This window comes from Legionella yabuuchiae (genome assembly GCF_900640115.1).
Taxonomy (GTDB): domain Bacteria; phylum Pseudomonadota; class Gammaproteobacteria; order Legionellales; family Legionellaceae; genus Legionella_A; species Legionella_A yabuuchiae.
Window position 1 is genome coordinate 1 of the sequence record NZ_CAAAIW010000040.1, and the last position, 13,670, is coordinate 13,670.

Sequence of the window (13,670 nt, forward strand, 5' to 3'; positions counted from 1 at the left end):
AAAAAAATTACTTCCTGCCGGATCATCGTTATTTTTCCATAAGATAATCCGCTGCTACCAGCCACTCACAAAAAACAATTTAAAAATAAATTCTGCTATTTGATGGTAATCCAAAGGAAATTCGGAAAAAAATCGTTGTATTCTACGGTACCTTGACGCTTGGAGGGCGTTACTGAATACAACACAAGCCAATTGGTTTAAATTAACTGTACGCGTAGCAAGCAATGCAAGCAACATAGTTACAAAACATGTCATTCTCGCCTTGTTCCAGCCAAAATACATATTTAAACTATCCTTCAACTCGCTGCCATAGAATGAAAATCATATAATCTCGATCGCCAAAAGGAGGTTATATGGAGTGTATCAGCGAGTTATCTTAATTTACTTCAGTGCCAAACCAGAAATGGTTGCCCGCCTGCGCGGGCATGACAGGTTTTTTTGCCATGTACAGAGAAAATTTATAAGAAAAACTTGCATAAATAGACCTAAAAAAGTTATAAATCAAACCATTCACTAACTTATAAAAACATACCCTCTGGGCAGAATATTGATGAATAATAAAAAGACACATCCTTTTACCGTTTATATCCTTGCGTGGATGGTGCATATTTTTACGGCTAGTGCGGCTTTTGTTGGGGTTTTATCTTTATTAAAAATTTTTCAACATCAATATGTGTTCGCCTTGTGGTTAATGGCAATCGCTGTAGTTATTGATGCGGTTGATGGTTCATTTGCCCGTTTAGTGAACGTTAAAGAAGTCTTGCCGAAGATTGATGGTACCTTATTAGATAACATTGTTGATTATTTAAACTATGTTATTACGCCTGCCGCTTTCCTGCTGATTAAGCCTGGTATGTTACCTGATTCTTATGCGCTATGGATAATTGCGGCCATCACATTAACTTCTGCCTACCAATTTTGTCAGGCCGATGCTAAAACGCCCGATCATTTTTTTAAAGGATTTCCTTGTTATTGGAATATTGTTGTATTTTATATGTTTATATTCAACACCTCTACCATAACCAATGCTTTAATCTTAACTGTTCTATGCGTTTTAATTTTCGTTCCTATTAAATATGTTTACCCTTCGAGACTTGATTATTTAACGCCCTCTAAATACTTAAAAGTACTTATGCATATTTTTTCTATCATCTATGGAATCAGTTCTGTATTGATTTTGTGGATCTATCCGGTTACGAATCCCATATTGTTAACTATTTCCTTGGCTTATGTGGTGTTGTATCTTGCGCTCAGCATATATCGTACTTATTCTCCCATGATTACCGCTAAGATTGCGTCGCATAAAGCTGAAAAAGCTCAGTAATCTTAAGCAGCTACTATTGGACATTAAACCTAATTTGACTAAAATATACAGCAAAGACAGCCCTGTGGTCACTTTCTTCACTCGAGAACATTCATGATTAAGCGAACAAAAAATATAAATCTTACACTACTCATCATGCTGTTGACTTCTACAAGCGTTTTTGGGGATACATACCCTCGTGGCTGCGAGGTCACTGGGTTTGGATATAATGAACATTATTTAATTTTGAATGAACAAGGCGATCAAACCTTTTATCTGATTCAAAACCGCTCGGATACTAAAATTGAATTAGAACGCCATGAAACAGAAGAAGTGTTCATGAGCCCTACTTTACAAGCCAAACTCGATCCAAAACAATGGGCCGCGTTTGCTTCCGATGTTGGAAACCTACATTTCAAGTGCTACCAACATAGCGGCAACAACACGAGCCTCGTAAAATGCAGTGATGTACTCGATATTTGCCAGTACCCTAGAGTTAAATTTGCCCTTAGTAATATGGGAAATTATTGGGTATCCACTAATAAGCCACAAGCTCAGGTAATTAAAGATGCCATCGCAAAAGGAATATTATTACGCTGGTAATTCATTGTTTAAGAAATTTAAAGATTCTCTCTTAATCATTACTGGCATCTTGGGTGCCTTCATCATTATTTTAGGGTTTACTCAAACCCCAGCCCAACTATACTACGTTGTTGGCTCTGGCCTTTTACTCTTAACAGCGATCTATTTTAAATTAACGTACTTCATGGGTCTTGAGTCAATTCTTCTAGCAGGACATGGCGCTATCCTGCTTGGATTGGGAAATGTAATTCAGTTCGTGCTACCTATTTTACTCTGCATCCAATTACTCGTTTATTATTTTTTAAGCGGGCAGTTACGTAATGTATTCCGCTGGATTGGTATGATTGGAATTGTACTGCTCTCTCTTGGGTTCACTTTTACCCGCGTTTGGGTTTTTTTTCTTGGTAGTCTGTGCATTGCAATTTTTTCTTTCTATCATGTTTTTCGTGGCAGATACGTCGCTTTGATTTGGGCAACGCTAAATTTATTTTTTGCCTTATCGACTGGTTTAATAATACTGTTTTAAAGGAGATCCCTTATGGTTAGAACACCCTCAACAATGGTGGAGCTTGGCAGCGAAGCGCCTGGATTTACCTTAACTGATGTCCTCAGTGGATCACAGATAAACCTTAAAGGCTATAAAGGAGAACAAGCTACCGTTGTTATGTTTATATGTAACCACTGCCCTTACGTTAAGCATATCAATCACGAATTAACACGCTTAGCGAAGGATTATCAGTTAAAAGGAGTTAATTTTATTGCCATTAATTCCAACGACGTTGAAAATTATCCTGATGACTCTCCTGCTCATATGATCAAAACTGCCAAGGAGCATGGTTATCCGTTTCCTTATTTATTTGACGAAACTCAAGAAGTAGCGAAAGCTTATCGTGCAGCCTGCACACCAGACTTTTATGTCTATGATGATCAATTAAAACTGGTCTATAGAGGCCAACTTGACGATTCTAGGCCTGGTAACAACCTAATACCTGATGGAAGCTCCATCCGTTCTGCATTAGATGCATTATTGGCTGGCGAAGAAGTGCCCCAAGATCAAAAGCCAAGCCTTGGTTGCAATATTAAATGGAAAGCATCATGAACTATCGTCTATCGTTTTATGTCCCTGAAAGCCATGTTGATGTTGTAAAAACTGCGTTGTTTGCTGTAGGCGCAGGTAGACAAGGAGATTATGATCAAGCTTGTTGGCAATGTTTGGGCCAAGGTCAATTTCGTCCACAAGCAGGTTCAAATCCTGCCATTGGAAATTCTGGAGAAATAACGTTTGTTCCGGAATATAAGGTTGAACTATTATGCTCTGCAGAGGTAATTGATCAAGCCGTTAAAGCCCTAAAGCAAGTGCACCCCTATGAAGAGCCAGCTTATTCGGTTGTAAAATTAGAAGCGTTTTAGCGAGGTAGATTGGGTCGCTTATGACCCAATCTACCTCGCTACACTTTTAGGTATTACGCTCAAAAAGTGTGAATACAGAGATTTTCAATTACTTAGCAGAAACCACTTCAACTTTTAAGTTCGCGGCTACATCACTGTGCAATTGAATTTGCACCACGTAATCGCCAGTTGAATGAATAGGCCCTTCTGGCATGACTACTTCTTGCTTGCTGACTTCATGTCCACGCTCTTTCAAAGCTTCGGTTATTTCATTCACGCCAATCGAACCATATAGCTTCCCTTCATCACTAGCTTGAGCAGAAATTTCTAGTGTAATGTCATTTAACTTAGCAGCACGTTGCTCTGCTTCAGCCAATGATTTTTGAGCTTTTTTCTCAAGTTCTGCCCGACGCTTTTCAAACGCTTCAATGTTTTTAGCCGTCGCAAATACAGCTTTACCTTGTGGAATTAGGTAATTTCTTCCGTATCCGCTTTTTACAGCCACTTTATCACCTAAATTTCCCAGGTTTCTAATTTTTTCCAACAAAATTACTTCCATCTTAATAACCCCTCATTCATTTACCTGCATGTTTTGCAAGGTATACTCTAAAGTTAAATAAACTATCTAGTGATCCGAATACAAGATATAACGGCATCATTACGTATGGCAAAAGAATGACCGGTGTAATGAGCAAAAGAAACGTCCCGAGCGGCTTTTTCTGTGCCAAGAGATTATAACCTAAGCTTAACCCCGCTAAGAAAAAATAAAACATTACTAAAGGCAGAAGATTTACTGCGATCATTATTTCAAAATATGCAGCAATCAATAACATGCTCAAAAATAAAAGCCCTATTTTATCAGCTCGGAAATTGCGCATTTCTTGGCTAAATCCACCTGGATAATAAGCCAATGATTGCACCCAGCGCGCAATCATTAACGAAAACAGCGAGGAAAAGACAAGACCAGCCGTTTGTATTCCCAATAAAAAGTTCGCCACAATCAGTGGATTAATCCCATGATCATCTCCTAGCAGCTGAAGCAGATTACTCTCTGCATTAAGCTCCATTAAGATCGATTTGAACATCTGGTATTGTGCCAAAATAACGCTTGGCACCAATATCTGCACAAACAAAACCATGGTCATAGCGAATATAAAAAAAGTAGCTGCCACCGCTCGCCAACTTTTTGTTATACGTAATATATATGCAGCAACAAAACAGGGTATAAAAGAAAGAAACGTTTGTGCTGCAGCTACGCTCGCTGGTACATAAACGACTGAACAAAAAAAGTGGGCAGTGATTACAAGTATTAATAAAAAACTACTCGCCCGCCCACCTTTGCGCAACGTTACCAATGCAATTAGTACTGAGGCCAACCATGTCGTGTAAGGAAGCACAGAGAAAATAATCACGCATAATAATGCGTGCCAGTAATTCTCTAGCAGGAAATCTCCCTGAGCACCAATGATTTTACTCAGCCTGGTCATTTTACTAACGATTACTTATGTCGATCACAGTATGGAAGCAATCCTAGGAACCTAGCATGCTTAATTGCTGTGGCAAGCTGACGTTGATAACGAGTTTGAACGCCTGTTATTCGACTAGGTACTATTTTTCCAGTTTCAGTGATGTAATTTTTTAATAAGTTAACGTCTTTGTAATCAATTTCACTCGCGCCTTCTTGAGCAAAACGATTCATTTTTTTTCTACGAAAATAAGCTGACATAATAATGTTCTCCTTAAGCCGCGCGACTTTCTTTATCTTTTTTCATCATAACGGACTCTTCAGTCACCGCTTCTTTCTTTTTAAGAATTAGATTTCTTAAGATAGCGTCATTAAACTTAAATGCTTTTTTTAGCTCATCGATTACAGCCTGATTGCATTCAATATTCATTAGTATGTAATGCGCTTTGTGAACATCATTGATTGGATAAGCCAGCTGGCGGCGGCCCCAGTCTTCTTTTCGGTGGATAACACCATTTTCTTTCGTAATGATCCCCTCATATCGTTCAACCATAGCGGGAACTTGCTCGCTTTGATCGGGGTGCACCAGAAAGACAATCTCATAATGTCTCATGTTTGCTCCTTGTGGATAAATAGTCTTCCGTCGGTAAAAACGGTAAGACAAGGTTTTAAAAAAATCGGCTAATAATACCTTAATTATGCGTCATGAGCAATTTTTTGCGGGTTTTTTTCAATTAAAGTGCGTTTCATTAACGAATTGACGGGTTTCCATTGCAATTAAAAGAAGGTTACGATATAACTTATTAAAAAATAACGAGGTTTTTTATCATGCGTATTATTCAAATTCCTTTCGAAGACCCTTTAGTCATCAATATAGACGGCGAAATTGTCAAATTGGTTGCATTTAAAACTCAAGAACACGGTAATATAAAGTTCGGCGTCAATGCCCCCCGCTCTATAAACGTTCATCGTGAAGAAATTTATCACGCGATAAAACAAAAAGAAAAAAACCAAGAGCCATGACATTGTATCCATGAAAACAAAGCTTTTCTCTTGTAACTTTTTCGCAGGAATACTGCTTGTTGTTCTTTCTTTTATAGCATTATTAATTAATTTTTTAATTTATCAATATCCCGGCAACACATACATCAACACTAATACAGTGGCCGTTGGTTTGATTCTTATTTTTTGCTGGATCGGAAGCGCATTACAATTTGGAGTTCACAAAAAATTAACTCGCATTTTTAAAGAAGTGTTCTTTTTTTACCTTGTACTGGTTGTAATTTCTTTTGCCTCTACGGCTGTGCAGTTTACGCCTTTTGCTCCTATTGATGAATACATCATGGCCTTTGAGACAGCGCTTCATATCGACATGGAAACAATCATTGCCTGGACTAGTGAGCATCCAAATTTTAAGGATTTTTTAGCTTATTGTTATGATACATTAAGCTTACAACTTGCGTTTCTTCCCTTAATCATTATCGTAGCCGGACAAACGAAACGAGTGAGGGAGTTTTATTTTCAAATGATTATGGGGGTTGTGATTGGGTATATAATTTACTATTTTTTCCCAACAACAGCTCCTGCCAGCATCATAGACAGCCCTCATTTTTACGAGTCACAAAAAGCAACTGGACTTAAATTTTACCAAATTCATAATTATATTCAACCAACTACCTATGAAGGAGGCATGATCGCATTTCCATCCTTTCATATTATCTGGGCATGGAATTGTCAGTATTTGATACGCGGATGGCATTTAGCTTTTGCTCTGTTATTGCCGCTTAACCTCTGCTTGGCCCTATCTTGTGTACTACTGGGCTGGCATTATCCTGTAGACATTGTGGGAAGTATTTTCGTCATTCTTATCGTTCAGCTTTTATATCGTCTCTGTCAAAATACGCTAAGTAAAATTAAACAAACATATCCATTAGAAAATTTCTCATTTTAAATCGAAGCCAAGTTGATAATTGAAACTAGGAACGTTGCCTATATACTCGTCTGATTAATTATAGTAACGGGTGTTCCGATGGTTACGTAATCAAATAACACTTCCACATCTTCTGGGTACATGCGAATGCATCCCGCGCTTACTTTTCTACCAACACCTTCGGGATGATTGGTTCCATGGATAAGAAAAGCTGGCCAATCAAGTCGTAAAACGTACTCCCCTAAAGGATTGCCTGGGCCTGGAGGAAACACATCTGGAATAATCATCTGTTGTTGTGCAGCATGTCGTTTTATCTGTTGGGTCGGTCGCCACGATGGAGATTTTTCTTTTGCTAAAACTTTTGTTTTACCAGTTGGTGTATTCCAACCATCACGACCTATGCCTACAGGAAAAATCATCACTGTATTATCATGCTCCGGAAAATAGTATAACTGGTAATTAGCCAGATTTATTACGATTCCTTTTCGGGGAGCATTCGGCAATGTATATCGGGTAGGGAGTTTGATTTGAGCAAAAGGGGGCAAAACATTGCCGGAATCAATGTTGGGATTTGCCTTTTTTAATTCATTGTATCCAACTCTGTAACGCACGGCCACATCAGCAAGAAGCTCTCCTGGCATGCTCTCTGCGACGTTCGTTTTACCAACTACGTTTCCTTTATCCGGTAAAATATAAATTCCCGAATAACCTGTATAGTTGAACAGCATTAACGCAATGAAACAATACGCTTGAATAGTCATGATTAAGAATCATGGGTCAGGAACACTCCTAACCCATTTTATTAATTACAAGCTGGTATCAGCCTTGAAGCGTTCGCCGTATTGCTTTTCCAGCGTTCGAAACATTTCATTGAGCTGATCTCGTCCGAATTGGTTTGCATAATGCATTGGGCCGCCTCGAAAAGGAGCAAACCCAGTAGCGAATACCATGCCGGCATCCAATAAATCACTATCAGCAACAACCCCCTCTCTGAGGCAGGCAGCGGCTTCATTAACCATACGCAAAATTAAGCGATTAGCAATTTCTTTTTCGCTGCTATGGCTAGATACCTGTTCTTTAATGGGCTTACCATTTTTCCACTGATAAAAACCTTCCCCAGATTTTCGTCCAAGTTTCCCTTCCTTAACCATATCACGGAGTTTTTGCGGAACGCTTCCACCGAAATGCTCGGTTAAGTTTTCAGCAACTGCGAGACATACGTCCATTCCAACAGTATCTGCTAACTCGACTGGTCCCATAACCATGCCAAATGATGTTGCGGCCTTATCAATGACTTCACCACGGTATCCTTCATCGAGCAACTGTACACATTCCATTAAGTAGGGCATAAGCACGCGATTCACTAAAAAGCCAGGGCTGGAGGTCACGGGTAGTGGCAAACGGCTTATTTGCCCTACAAACGAACAGGCTTGTTGTTCAACCTGTTCTGATGTTTTACTACTACGAACCACTTCAATCAATTCCATTTTTGCAACTGGATTAAAGAAGTGAATCCCTACCAACCGCTCTGGTTTTTTCATGACTTCGCCGATTTCACCCAACGGGATGCTAGACGTATTGGTTGCAATAATCGCATCAGGCTTAGCTCGCGATTCTACGTCTTTCATGATGGTTTGTTTCACTTTCAAGTCTTCATAAACCGCTTCGATAATGACATCAGCTCGTGTAACACCATGTCCGTTTGGATCGGCAACTAAACGATCCATAGCGGCTTGGATTGGGCGTGATTTCTTCAATCGCTTTTTAAATAAATCGTGCGCACGACCAATGGCTGGGGCAATTCGCTCAACAGACTTATCTTCTAAGGTCACGTGAAGCCCTTTTAAAGCACACCAAGCCGCGATATCGCCACCCATTACGCCTGCTCCAATGACGTGCACGTGGCTCGCTTTAAAATCACTTTCTTTAGCGAATTTTTTTAAACGTTCCCGTAGTAAAAATAGCCGAATTAGGTTTTGGGCTGTATCACCCTTTGTCACTAATTGCTCAACAGAATCGGCTTCCTTTAAATAAGCGCGTTCACCAAACCCCCCTTCTCTTTCCCATAAATCAACCACTGCATAAGGTGCAGGATAATGTTCTTTTCTGGCTTTTTTTGCCAGTTGTTTCCGAAACACCTTCGCTAAAAGCGTTCTTACCCAAGCATAATTGCTCAATGATTGTAAAAAATTAGGCTGATGTTTAGGCGGTTTATTCTTAATAAAATAGACCGCGGCTCGTTTTAACTGCCGTAGAGGAACGACATCATCCACGAACCCAAGCTTTTTAGCTTTTGAAGCACGTAATGCCGAACCAGGAAGAATAACCTCAGAGAGCGCGTGAAACCCGCCTATTAGCTTGGGTAGACGAACGGTTCCTCCCCAGCCAGGATGAATACCAAGTTTGATTTCTGGCAACCCCAAGCGCGTATCATCGCTATCTGTAGCCACACGATAATCGCAAGCTAGCGCTAATTCAAGACCACCACCCATGCAAAAACCATCAATCATTGCAACGGTCGGAAACTTTAATGATTCAATCCGAGAAAAAACTGTTTGTCCTTTGCGAAGAAAATCCACGGCCTGCGCCGGGTCATCAATGCCAGAAAACTCATTGACATCCGCTCCAGCAATAAAGCCTTTCTCCTTGAGTGAATAAATAATGAGTCCCTTAGTCTCAGAATCCTGCGATATTTCCTGTAAACAGCTATTTAGCTCATCGAGCACTTCATTATTAACGCTATTCACAGACTCGTTTTTACGATTTAATCCTAACCAGAAAATGTGATCAGAATCTTTTATTAGTTCCCAATGTTTAATCTTAGTCATGTCCTTTAACCTCTGTAGCACGTTCAAGTAACATCGCTCCGCCTTGGCCGCCGCCGATGCAAATGGCAGCTATGCCTTGCTTTCCTTTGTTTTGCTGTAAACTTTCTAAAAGATGCAAAACAATTCGAGCCCCGCTTGCACCAATGGGGTGACCCACAGCGATCGCACCACCATCTTTATTCAAGATATCTTGAGAGGGCGCCCCAAATGCACCTTTGAGTCCTAATTGACTTTTACAATACTCCTCGTCATCCCATGCTTTAAGACAAGCTAGTACTTGAGCAGCAAACGCTTCATTAATTTCCCAACAATCTAGATCATTCGCTTTTAAATTATGGCGTTGCATAATCGGTGTGGCCGCGTGAACTGGCCCTAAGCCCATTTGTGCAGGATCTAATGCCGCCCACTGAGAATCCACAACTTTGCCCATGACCGGCAACTTGTATTTCTTGACGGCATCGGCACTAGCTAACAACAAGAGTGCTGCACCATCGGTTATTTGTGAGCTGTTACCAGCCGTAACCATGCCATACTTTTTATCAAAAAAAGGTTTAAGTTTTGCGAGCTTTTCTACGGATGTATCTTCGCGAATGCCATCATCTTTCAAATAGAGCTTTCCTTTTGTATCAACCATAGGCACCACTTCACGCATTTTATTTTGTTCATACGCTTCAGAAATACGTTGATGACTACGTGCCGCATAGTCATCCATTTCTTCTCGAGAAATTTTAAATTTGAACGCCAGCTTTTCTGCGGTCTGCCCCATGTTTAATCCCACGATCGGATCCGTCAACCCCCTTAACAGCGCGATAACCGGAGCCAGATAGGAGGGCCTAAACTTGGTCAATAAACTAGCTCGTTGTCCTACGCTTTTTGCTGAATACCATTGGGCCAACCATTCAGCCATTTTTTGATTAAATAATAGTGGAGCGTGGCTCATCGCATCGGTTCCACCCGCTAGAACTAAATCACTTCTTCCATTGGCTATTTGTATTGCTGCATTATCAATCGCTTGCATGCCTGAAGCGCAATTTCTCATGACCGTAAACGCTGGCATTTTTTCCCCACAGCCTAATCGTAAGGCAACCACGCGAGCAATATTTGCCTCGTCAGGTCCGGGCAAGGCGGAGCCAATAATCACTTCATCTAAATCTTTAGGTAAAAAAGGTTGTCGATTTAAGAGAGGCGCTCCGGCAGCCACCGCTAAATCCGAACCTGAAAAAGGCCCTACTCCTTTTGCTTTTAAAAACGGCGTGCGGCTCCCATCAACCACATACACGTCGCGGCCACTTATATTTGACTTTTGTTTCATCACTCCTCCTGATTACCCACTGAGCTTGCTCGCGGTGATATAGCATTATCCTGATTTGGTGTGTTTTAACTCAATAGCTTGGCTTTTTCAATTTCTAAAAAAATCTCTCTTTTGCAATTGATCGAACATTTGCAAAAGAACAACCTGGTGGACAGGTAAAGTAGCTATGAGTACATAGACTCTTGCAGATCTCTATATGAATCAAAACTATAGAGACACATTATTTTTCAAGTTTTAAAGATAGCAGCAAATATTAATTTTGGGAAATGTTAATCTATTTTTAGGTAAAATGTTCTTTCTGGAGTTGACGACCGAGGAATACCTGATATACTCCCGTCCATTGATTTGGAGAGATGGCCGAGTGGTCGAAGGCGCTCCCCTGCTAAGGGAGTATGGGTCAAAAGCCCATCGAGGGTTCGAATCCCTCTCTCTCCGCCACGAACACGCGCCCGTAGCTCAGTTGGATAGAGTATCTGGCTACGAACCAGGGGGTCGGAGGTTCGAATCCTTCCGGGCGCGCCATTTAATTAATAACTTACGTGAATTTTCGTAGATGCTCGTAAGCTACTGTGACTAAAACGTGTCGTAAAATTTCAATTTTGGGGTTCAATAAAATTTCTTTTAAAGAGCTCCACAATTATTCATTTCTCTTTTTGGTTGTCGATAAATACTCTGAATACGATTTGCTGCTTGCTTCAAGTGATCACTTGATAAATGTGCATACCGTAATACCATTTCAAAACTCGACCAACCGCCTAACTGCTGCAATTCTGGTAAGCTTGTGCCATTTTGCACATGCCAACTCGCCCAAGTGTGCCTTAAATCATGCCAGCGAAAATTTTTAATTCCTGCGCGATTTAGCGCTTTTCGCCACGCATGGTTATTGCAACGGCTTACCGGATTTCCCTTATAGGCAAACACAAAAACAGGGTGTTTGCCCTTTTGCTTAATTAAAATATCCACTGCATCTTGATTAAGTGGAACAGGAATTGCTTTGCTTGTTTTAGAATCTTCAGGATTTACCAGCGCATGATTTCGAATTAAATTAACATCACACCATTTTAATCCGGTCACATTAGATTGGCGTAATCCAGTAGCCAAGCTAAACGCAGCCATATCCTTCAAATGCTCTGGTAACTCATTCAATAAGCGACTTGCTTCCTGATAAGTTATCCATCGTATTCTGCGATTCTCTTCTTTACGCATACGAACAGCTGGTACAACATCAAGCCAACCCCACTCTTTATGCGCTCTTCTTAAAATCGCACGAATCACTTCGAGCATTCTATTAACTGAAGCAGGTGAAACGCCGGTCGCTTCTTTCTTTTTGGCGATATCATCCAATATGTCCGTTGTAATATCCGTCAAAAATAAATCCTTAAAAAAAGGTTCGACCCAGCGCAAATGTGTTTTGTCATCAATCAGGCTTCGTTTATGGCCAGATTCATCAATCCAACGAATTGCGGCTTGTTTCCAGCCCTTCTTAGGAATTTTAAGTACGCGACTCGCTTCCCACAGCTCACTTTTAAGTTTGTCATGGTATAACTGAGCTTCTGCCTTAACTTCAGTTTTTGTGCTCCTTCTGATCCTTTCACCATCATGGGTTATATCAACCCACCAAACACCATTTCGCTTTTTGAGTGCCATGACCAGTTTCTCCTATGTCTGACACCCTGCAATGCATCATGTATATGATAACCAAAAGAAGTACATAGATAAATGACGCGAGCCTTTTAGTTAAACTTTAGCTTTGAGATGTTTCTTTTCAGCAAACATAAATTTTGATCAAAATTTAATCTTAAGATATGATTTGATTTTTACGAAGTTTATAGAATAGAAAGATGTTTAAGGATTTGCTGCTGATACCAGGTTCATTATCAACCTCTGAGCTTTGGCACCAGAATATTGATGTGTTACAAAAGCAGTTCACCAATATCCACCATATGGATGTATGCAATAGTAACTCCATAACAGACATGGCAAAACGACACCTATCCAGTGCCCCTGAGAAGTTTTCTATCGTCAGTTTTTCTATGGGAGGTTATATCGCCCTGGAGCTCTTCCAGTTCATCCCAGACCATATTGAAAACTTTGTAATCATCAACGGTGGAGCTAGAGAACTTTGTCAAAGAGGAAAGGATGAACGGCAGCGATCCGTTGAACTGGTGGAAAAAGGCCGATTTGATTTTCTTGTTAACCGGATATTTAAAAATTCAATTGATAATGAAGAAAAACAGGCAGCAATTATTCCGCTGCTTAAAAAAATGGCCTATGAAATTGGACCAGAAAATTATGTTAAACAACTTAGGTCGATGATTAATAAGCATGAACAAGAACCCCTTTTGTCCAAAATAACCTGTCCTACCCTGATCATCACAGCAAAAAAAGACAGGGTAATGCCTAACGAGCGTGCAGAGCACATGGCTAACCATATTGCCAATGCTGAATTAGTATACCTAGAAGATTGCGGTCATATGGCGATGCTGGAACAGCCGGAAAAAATTAACCAATTGTTAATCAATTGGTTTGTAGAATAAAGTTCAAGGGTGTTGTTATGCATAGCATGAATGAGAAAGGTGAAATCTGCGTTGACTTGAACGATTTTGAAGAATTATCAGACTCTATAAGACTCAGGCATAAAATTGATCAGCTAATGGTGAAATACCAATTCCCCAATGAACTGTCCAATTTTTCCATCACTTTTATGCTCCGAACCGGAAAAAGGCATTATATTTCTAATCTTTACTACTGGGCGATTCCTTTGCGTATTTCGGCTGATTCGAACGGTGATTACGGTTTTGATCCGAACGGCGATTTCACTGCATTCGAACGCTCGAGTCATAATCAAGAAAGATGATTAT

General features: G+C 40.2%; 17 protein-coding genes and 2 tRNA genes. 11 read left to right on the top strand and 8 right to left on the bottom strand.

Annotated elements, in window-relative coordinates:
• Positions 1–550: 550 nt before the first annotated feature.
• From pcsA to E1O47_RS11430, 5 genes are all read left to right on the top strand, one after another.
• Positions 551–1,324: a phosphatidylcholine synthase gene (gene pcsA, locus E1O47_RS11410; protein WP_133131388.1), complete on the top strand. Its 774-nt coding sequence runs from the start codon at positions 551–553 to the stop codon at positions 1,322–1,324.
• Positions 1,325–1,417: 93 nt separating this feature from the next.
• A complete protein-coding gene (locus E1O47_RS11415; RefSeq protein ID WP_133131389.1) occupies positions 1,418–1,906 on the top strand; it encodes an enhanced entry protein EnhB in 489 nt (162 codons plus the stop codon).
• Positions 1,872–2,411: a hypothetical protein gene (locus tag E1O47_RS11420; protein ID WP_133131390.1), complete on the top strand. Its 540-nt coding sequence runs from the start codon at positions 1,872–1,874 to the stop codon at positions 2,409–2,411. Before E1O47_RS11415 ends, E1O47_RS11420 begins: the two co-directional genes overlap by 35 nt.
• A 12-nt stretch (positions 2,412–2,423) precedes the next feature.
• The gene (locus E1O47_RS11425) at positions 2,424–2,984 is read left to right on the top strand and encodes a thioredoxin family protein (RefSeq protein WP_133131391.1); all 561 of its coding nucleotides are present in this window, start codon (positions 2,424–2,426) and stop codon (positions 2,982–2,984) included.
• Positions 2,981–3,295 (top strand): YqfO family protein, encoded by a 315-nt coding sequence (locus E1O47_RS11430; protein WP_133131392.1) that lies wholly within the window; start codon positions 2,981–2,983, stop codon positions 3,293–3,295. Before E1O47_RS11425 ends, E1O47_RS11430 begins: the two co-directional genes overlap by 4 nt.
• Positions 3,296–3,383: 88 nt before the next feature.
• Here the strand turns inward: E1O47_RS11430 and rplI are convergent, their stop codons facing one another.
• From rplI to rpsF, 4 genes are all read right to left on the bottom strand, one after another.
• Positions 3,384–3,833, bottom strand: a complete 450-nt coding sequence (rplI, locus tag E1O47_RS11435) for a 50S ribosomal protein L9 (protein WP_133131393.1) — start codon at positions 3,831–3,833, stop codon at positions 3,384–3,386.
• A gap of 16 nt (positions 3,834–3,849) precedes the next feature.
• Positions 3,850–4,359 (bottom strand): hypothetical protein, encoded by a 510-nt coding sequence (locus E1O47_RS11440; RefSeq protein ID WP_133131394.1) that lies wholly within the window; start codon positions 4,357–4,359, stop codon positions 3,850–3,852.
• Positions 4,360–4,772: 413 nt separating this feature from the next.
• Positions 4,773–5,000 carry a 30S ribosomal protein S18 gene (gene rpsR / locus E1O47_RS11445; RefSeq protein WP_133131395.1) on the bottom strand — a complete coding sequence of 76 codons (228 nt, stop codon included), beginning with the start codon at positions 4,998–5,000 and terminating at the stop codon, positions 4,773–4,775.
• A gap of 13 nt (positions 5,001–5,013) precedes the next feature.
• Positions 5,014–5,352: a 30S ribosomal protein S6 gene (gene rpsF / locus E1O47_RS11450; protein WP_133131396.1), complete on the bottom strand. Its 339-nt coding sequence runs from the start codon at positions 5,350–5,352 to the stop codon at positions 5,014–5,016.
• 215 nt (positions 5,353–5,567) lie between these two features.
• On the opposite strand from rpsF, the gene E1O47_RS11455 reads away from it, so the two are divergent.
• Entirely contained in the window at positions 5,568–5,762 is a 195-nt protein-coding gene (locus E1O47_RS11455; protein WP_133131397.1) for a carbon storage regulator, read from the top strand.
• Positions 5,763–5,772: 10 nt separating this feature from the next.
• Positions 5,773–6,690, top strand: a complete 918-nt coding sequence (locus tag E1O47_RS11460; RefSeq protein WP_133131398.1) for a phosphatase PAP2 family protein — start codon at positions 5,773–5,775, stop codon at positions 6,688–6,690.
• Between the two features lie 38 nt (positions 6,691–6,728).
• Here the strand turns inward: E1O47_RS11460 and E1O47_RS11465 are convergent, their stop codons facing one another.
• Genes E1O47_RS11465 through E1O47_RS11475 form a run of 3 tightly spaced genes read right to left on the bottom strand, consistent with a single transcriptional unit; the run spans position 6,729 to position 10,809 of the window.
• A complete protein-coding gene (locus E1O47_RS11465) occupies positions 6,729–7,430 on the bottom strand; it encodes a L,D-transpeptidase (RefSeq protein WP_133131399.1) in 702 nt (233 codons plus the stop codon).
• Positions 7,431–7,475: 45 nt separating this feature from the next.
• Positions 7,476–9,497 (bottom strand): 3-hydroxyacyl-CoA dehydrogenase NAD-binding domain-containing protein, encoded by a 2,022-nt coding sequence (locus tag E1O47_RS11470; protein ID WP_133131400.1) that lies wholly within the window; start codon positions 9,495–9,497, stop codon positions 7,476–7,478.
• On the bottom strand, positions 9,490–10,809 hold the full coding sequence (locus E1O47_RS11475; RefSeq protein ID WP_133131401.1) for an acetyl-CoA C-acetyltransferase: 1,320 nt from the start codon (positions 10,807–10,809) through the stop codon (positions 9,490–9,492). The genes E1O47_RS11470 and E1O47_RS11475 overlap by 8 nt, the downstream gene beginning before the upstream one ends.
• A gap of 347 nt (positions 10,810–11,156) precedes the next feature.
• Between E1O47_RS11475 and E1O47_RS11480 the strand changes: the two genes are divergently transcribed.
• Positions 11,157–11,247 (top strand) — tRNA-Ser (locus E1O47_RS11480).
• Positions 11,248–11,254: 7 nt separating this feature from the next.
• Positions 11,255–11,331 (top strand) — tRNA-Arg (locus E1O47_RS11485).
• A 99-nt stretch (positions 11,332–11,430) separates the two neighbouring features.
• On the opposite strand, the gene E1O47_RS11490 is transcribed toward E1O47_RS11485, so the two are convergent.
• Positions 11,431–12,456 carry a tyrosine-type recombinase/integrase gene (locus E1O47_RS11490; RefSeq protein ID WP_133131402.1) on the bottom strand — a complete coding sequence of 342 codons (1,026 nt, stop codon included), beginning with the start codon at positions 12,454–12,456 and terminating at the stop codon, positions 11,431–11,433.
• A 194-nt stretch (positions 12,457–12,650) separates the two neighbouring features.
• On the opposite strand from E1O47_RS11490, the gene E1O47_RS11495 reads away from it, so the two are divergent.
• Both E1O47_RS11495 and E1O47_RS11500 read left to right on the top strand, forming a co-directional pair.
• Positions 12,651–13,346 carry an alpha/beta fold hydrolase gene (locus E1O47_RS11495; RefSeq protein ID WP_133131403.1) on the top strand — a complete coding sequence of 232 codons (696 nt, stop codon included), beginning with the start codon at positions 12,651–12,653 and terminating at the stop codon, positions 13,344–13,346.
• A 26-nt stretch (positions 13,347–13,372) separates the two neighbouring features.
• Positions 13,373–13,666 (top strand): hypothetical protein, encoded by a 294-nt coding sequence (locus E1O47_RS11500; protein WP_133131404.1) that lies wholly within the window; start codon positions 13,373–13,375, stop codon positions 13,664–13,666.
• Positions 13,667–13,670 lie beyond the last annotated feature (4 nt).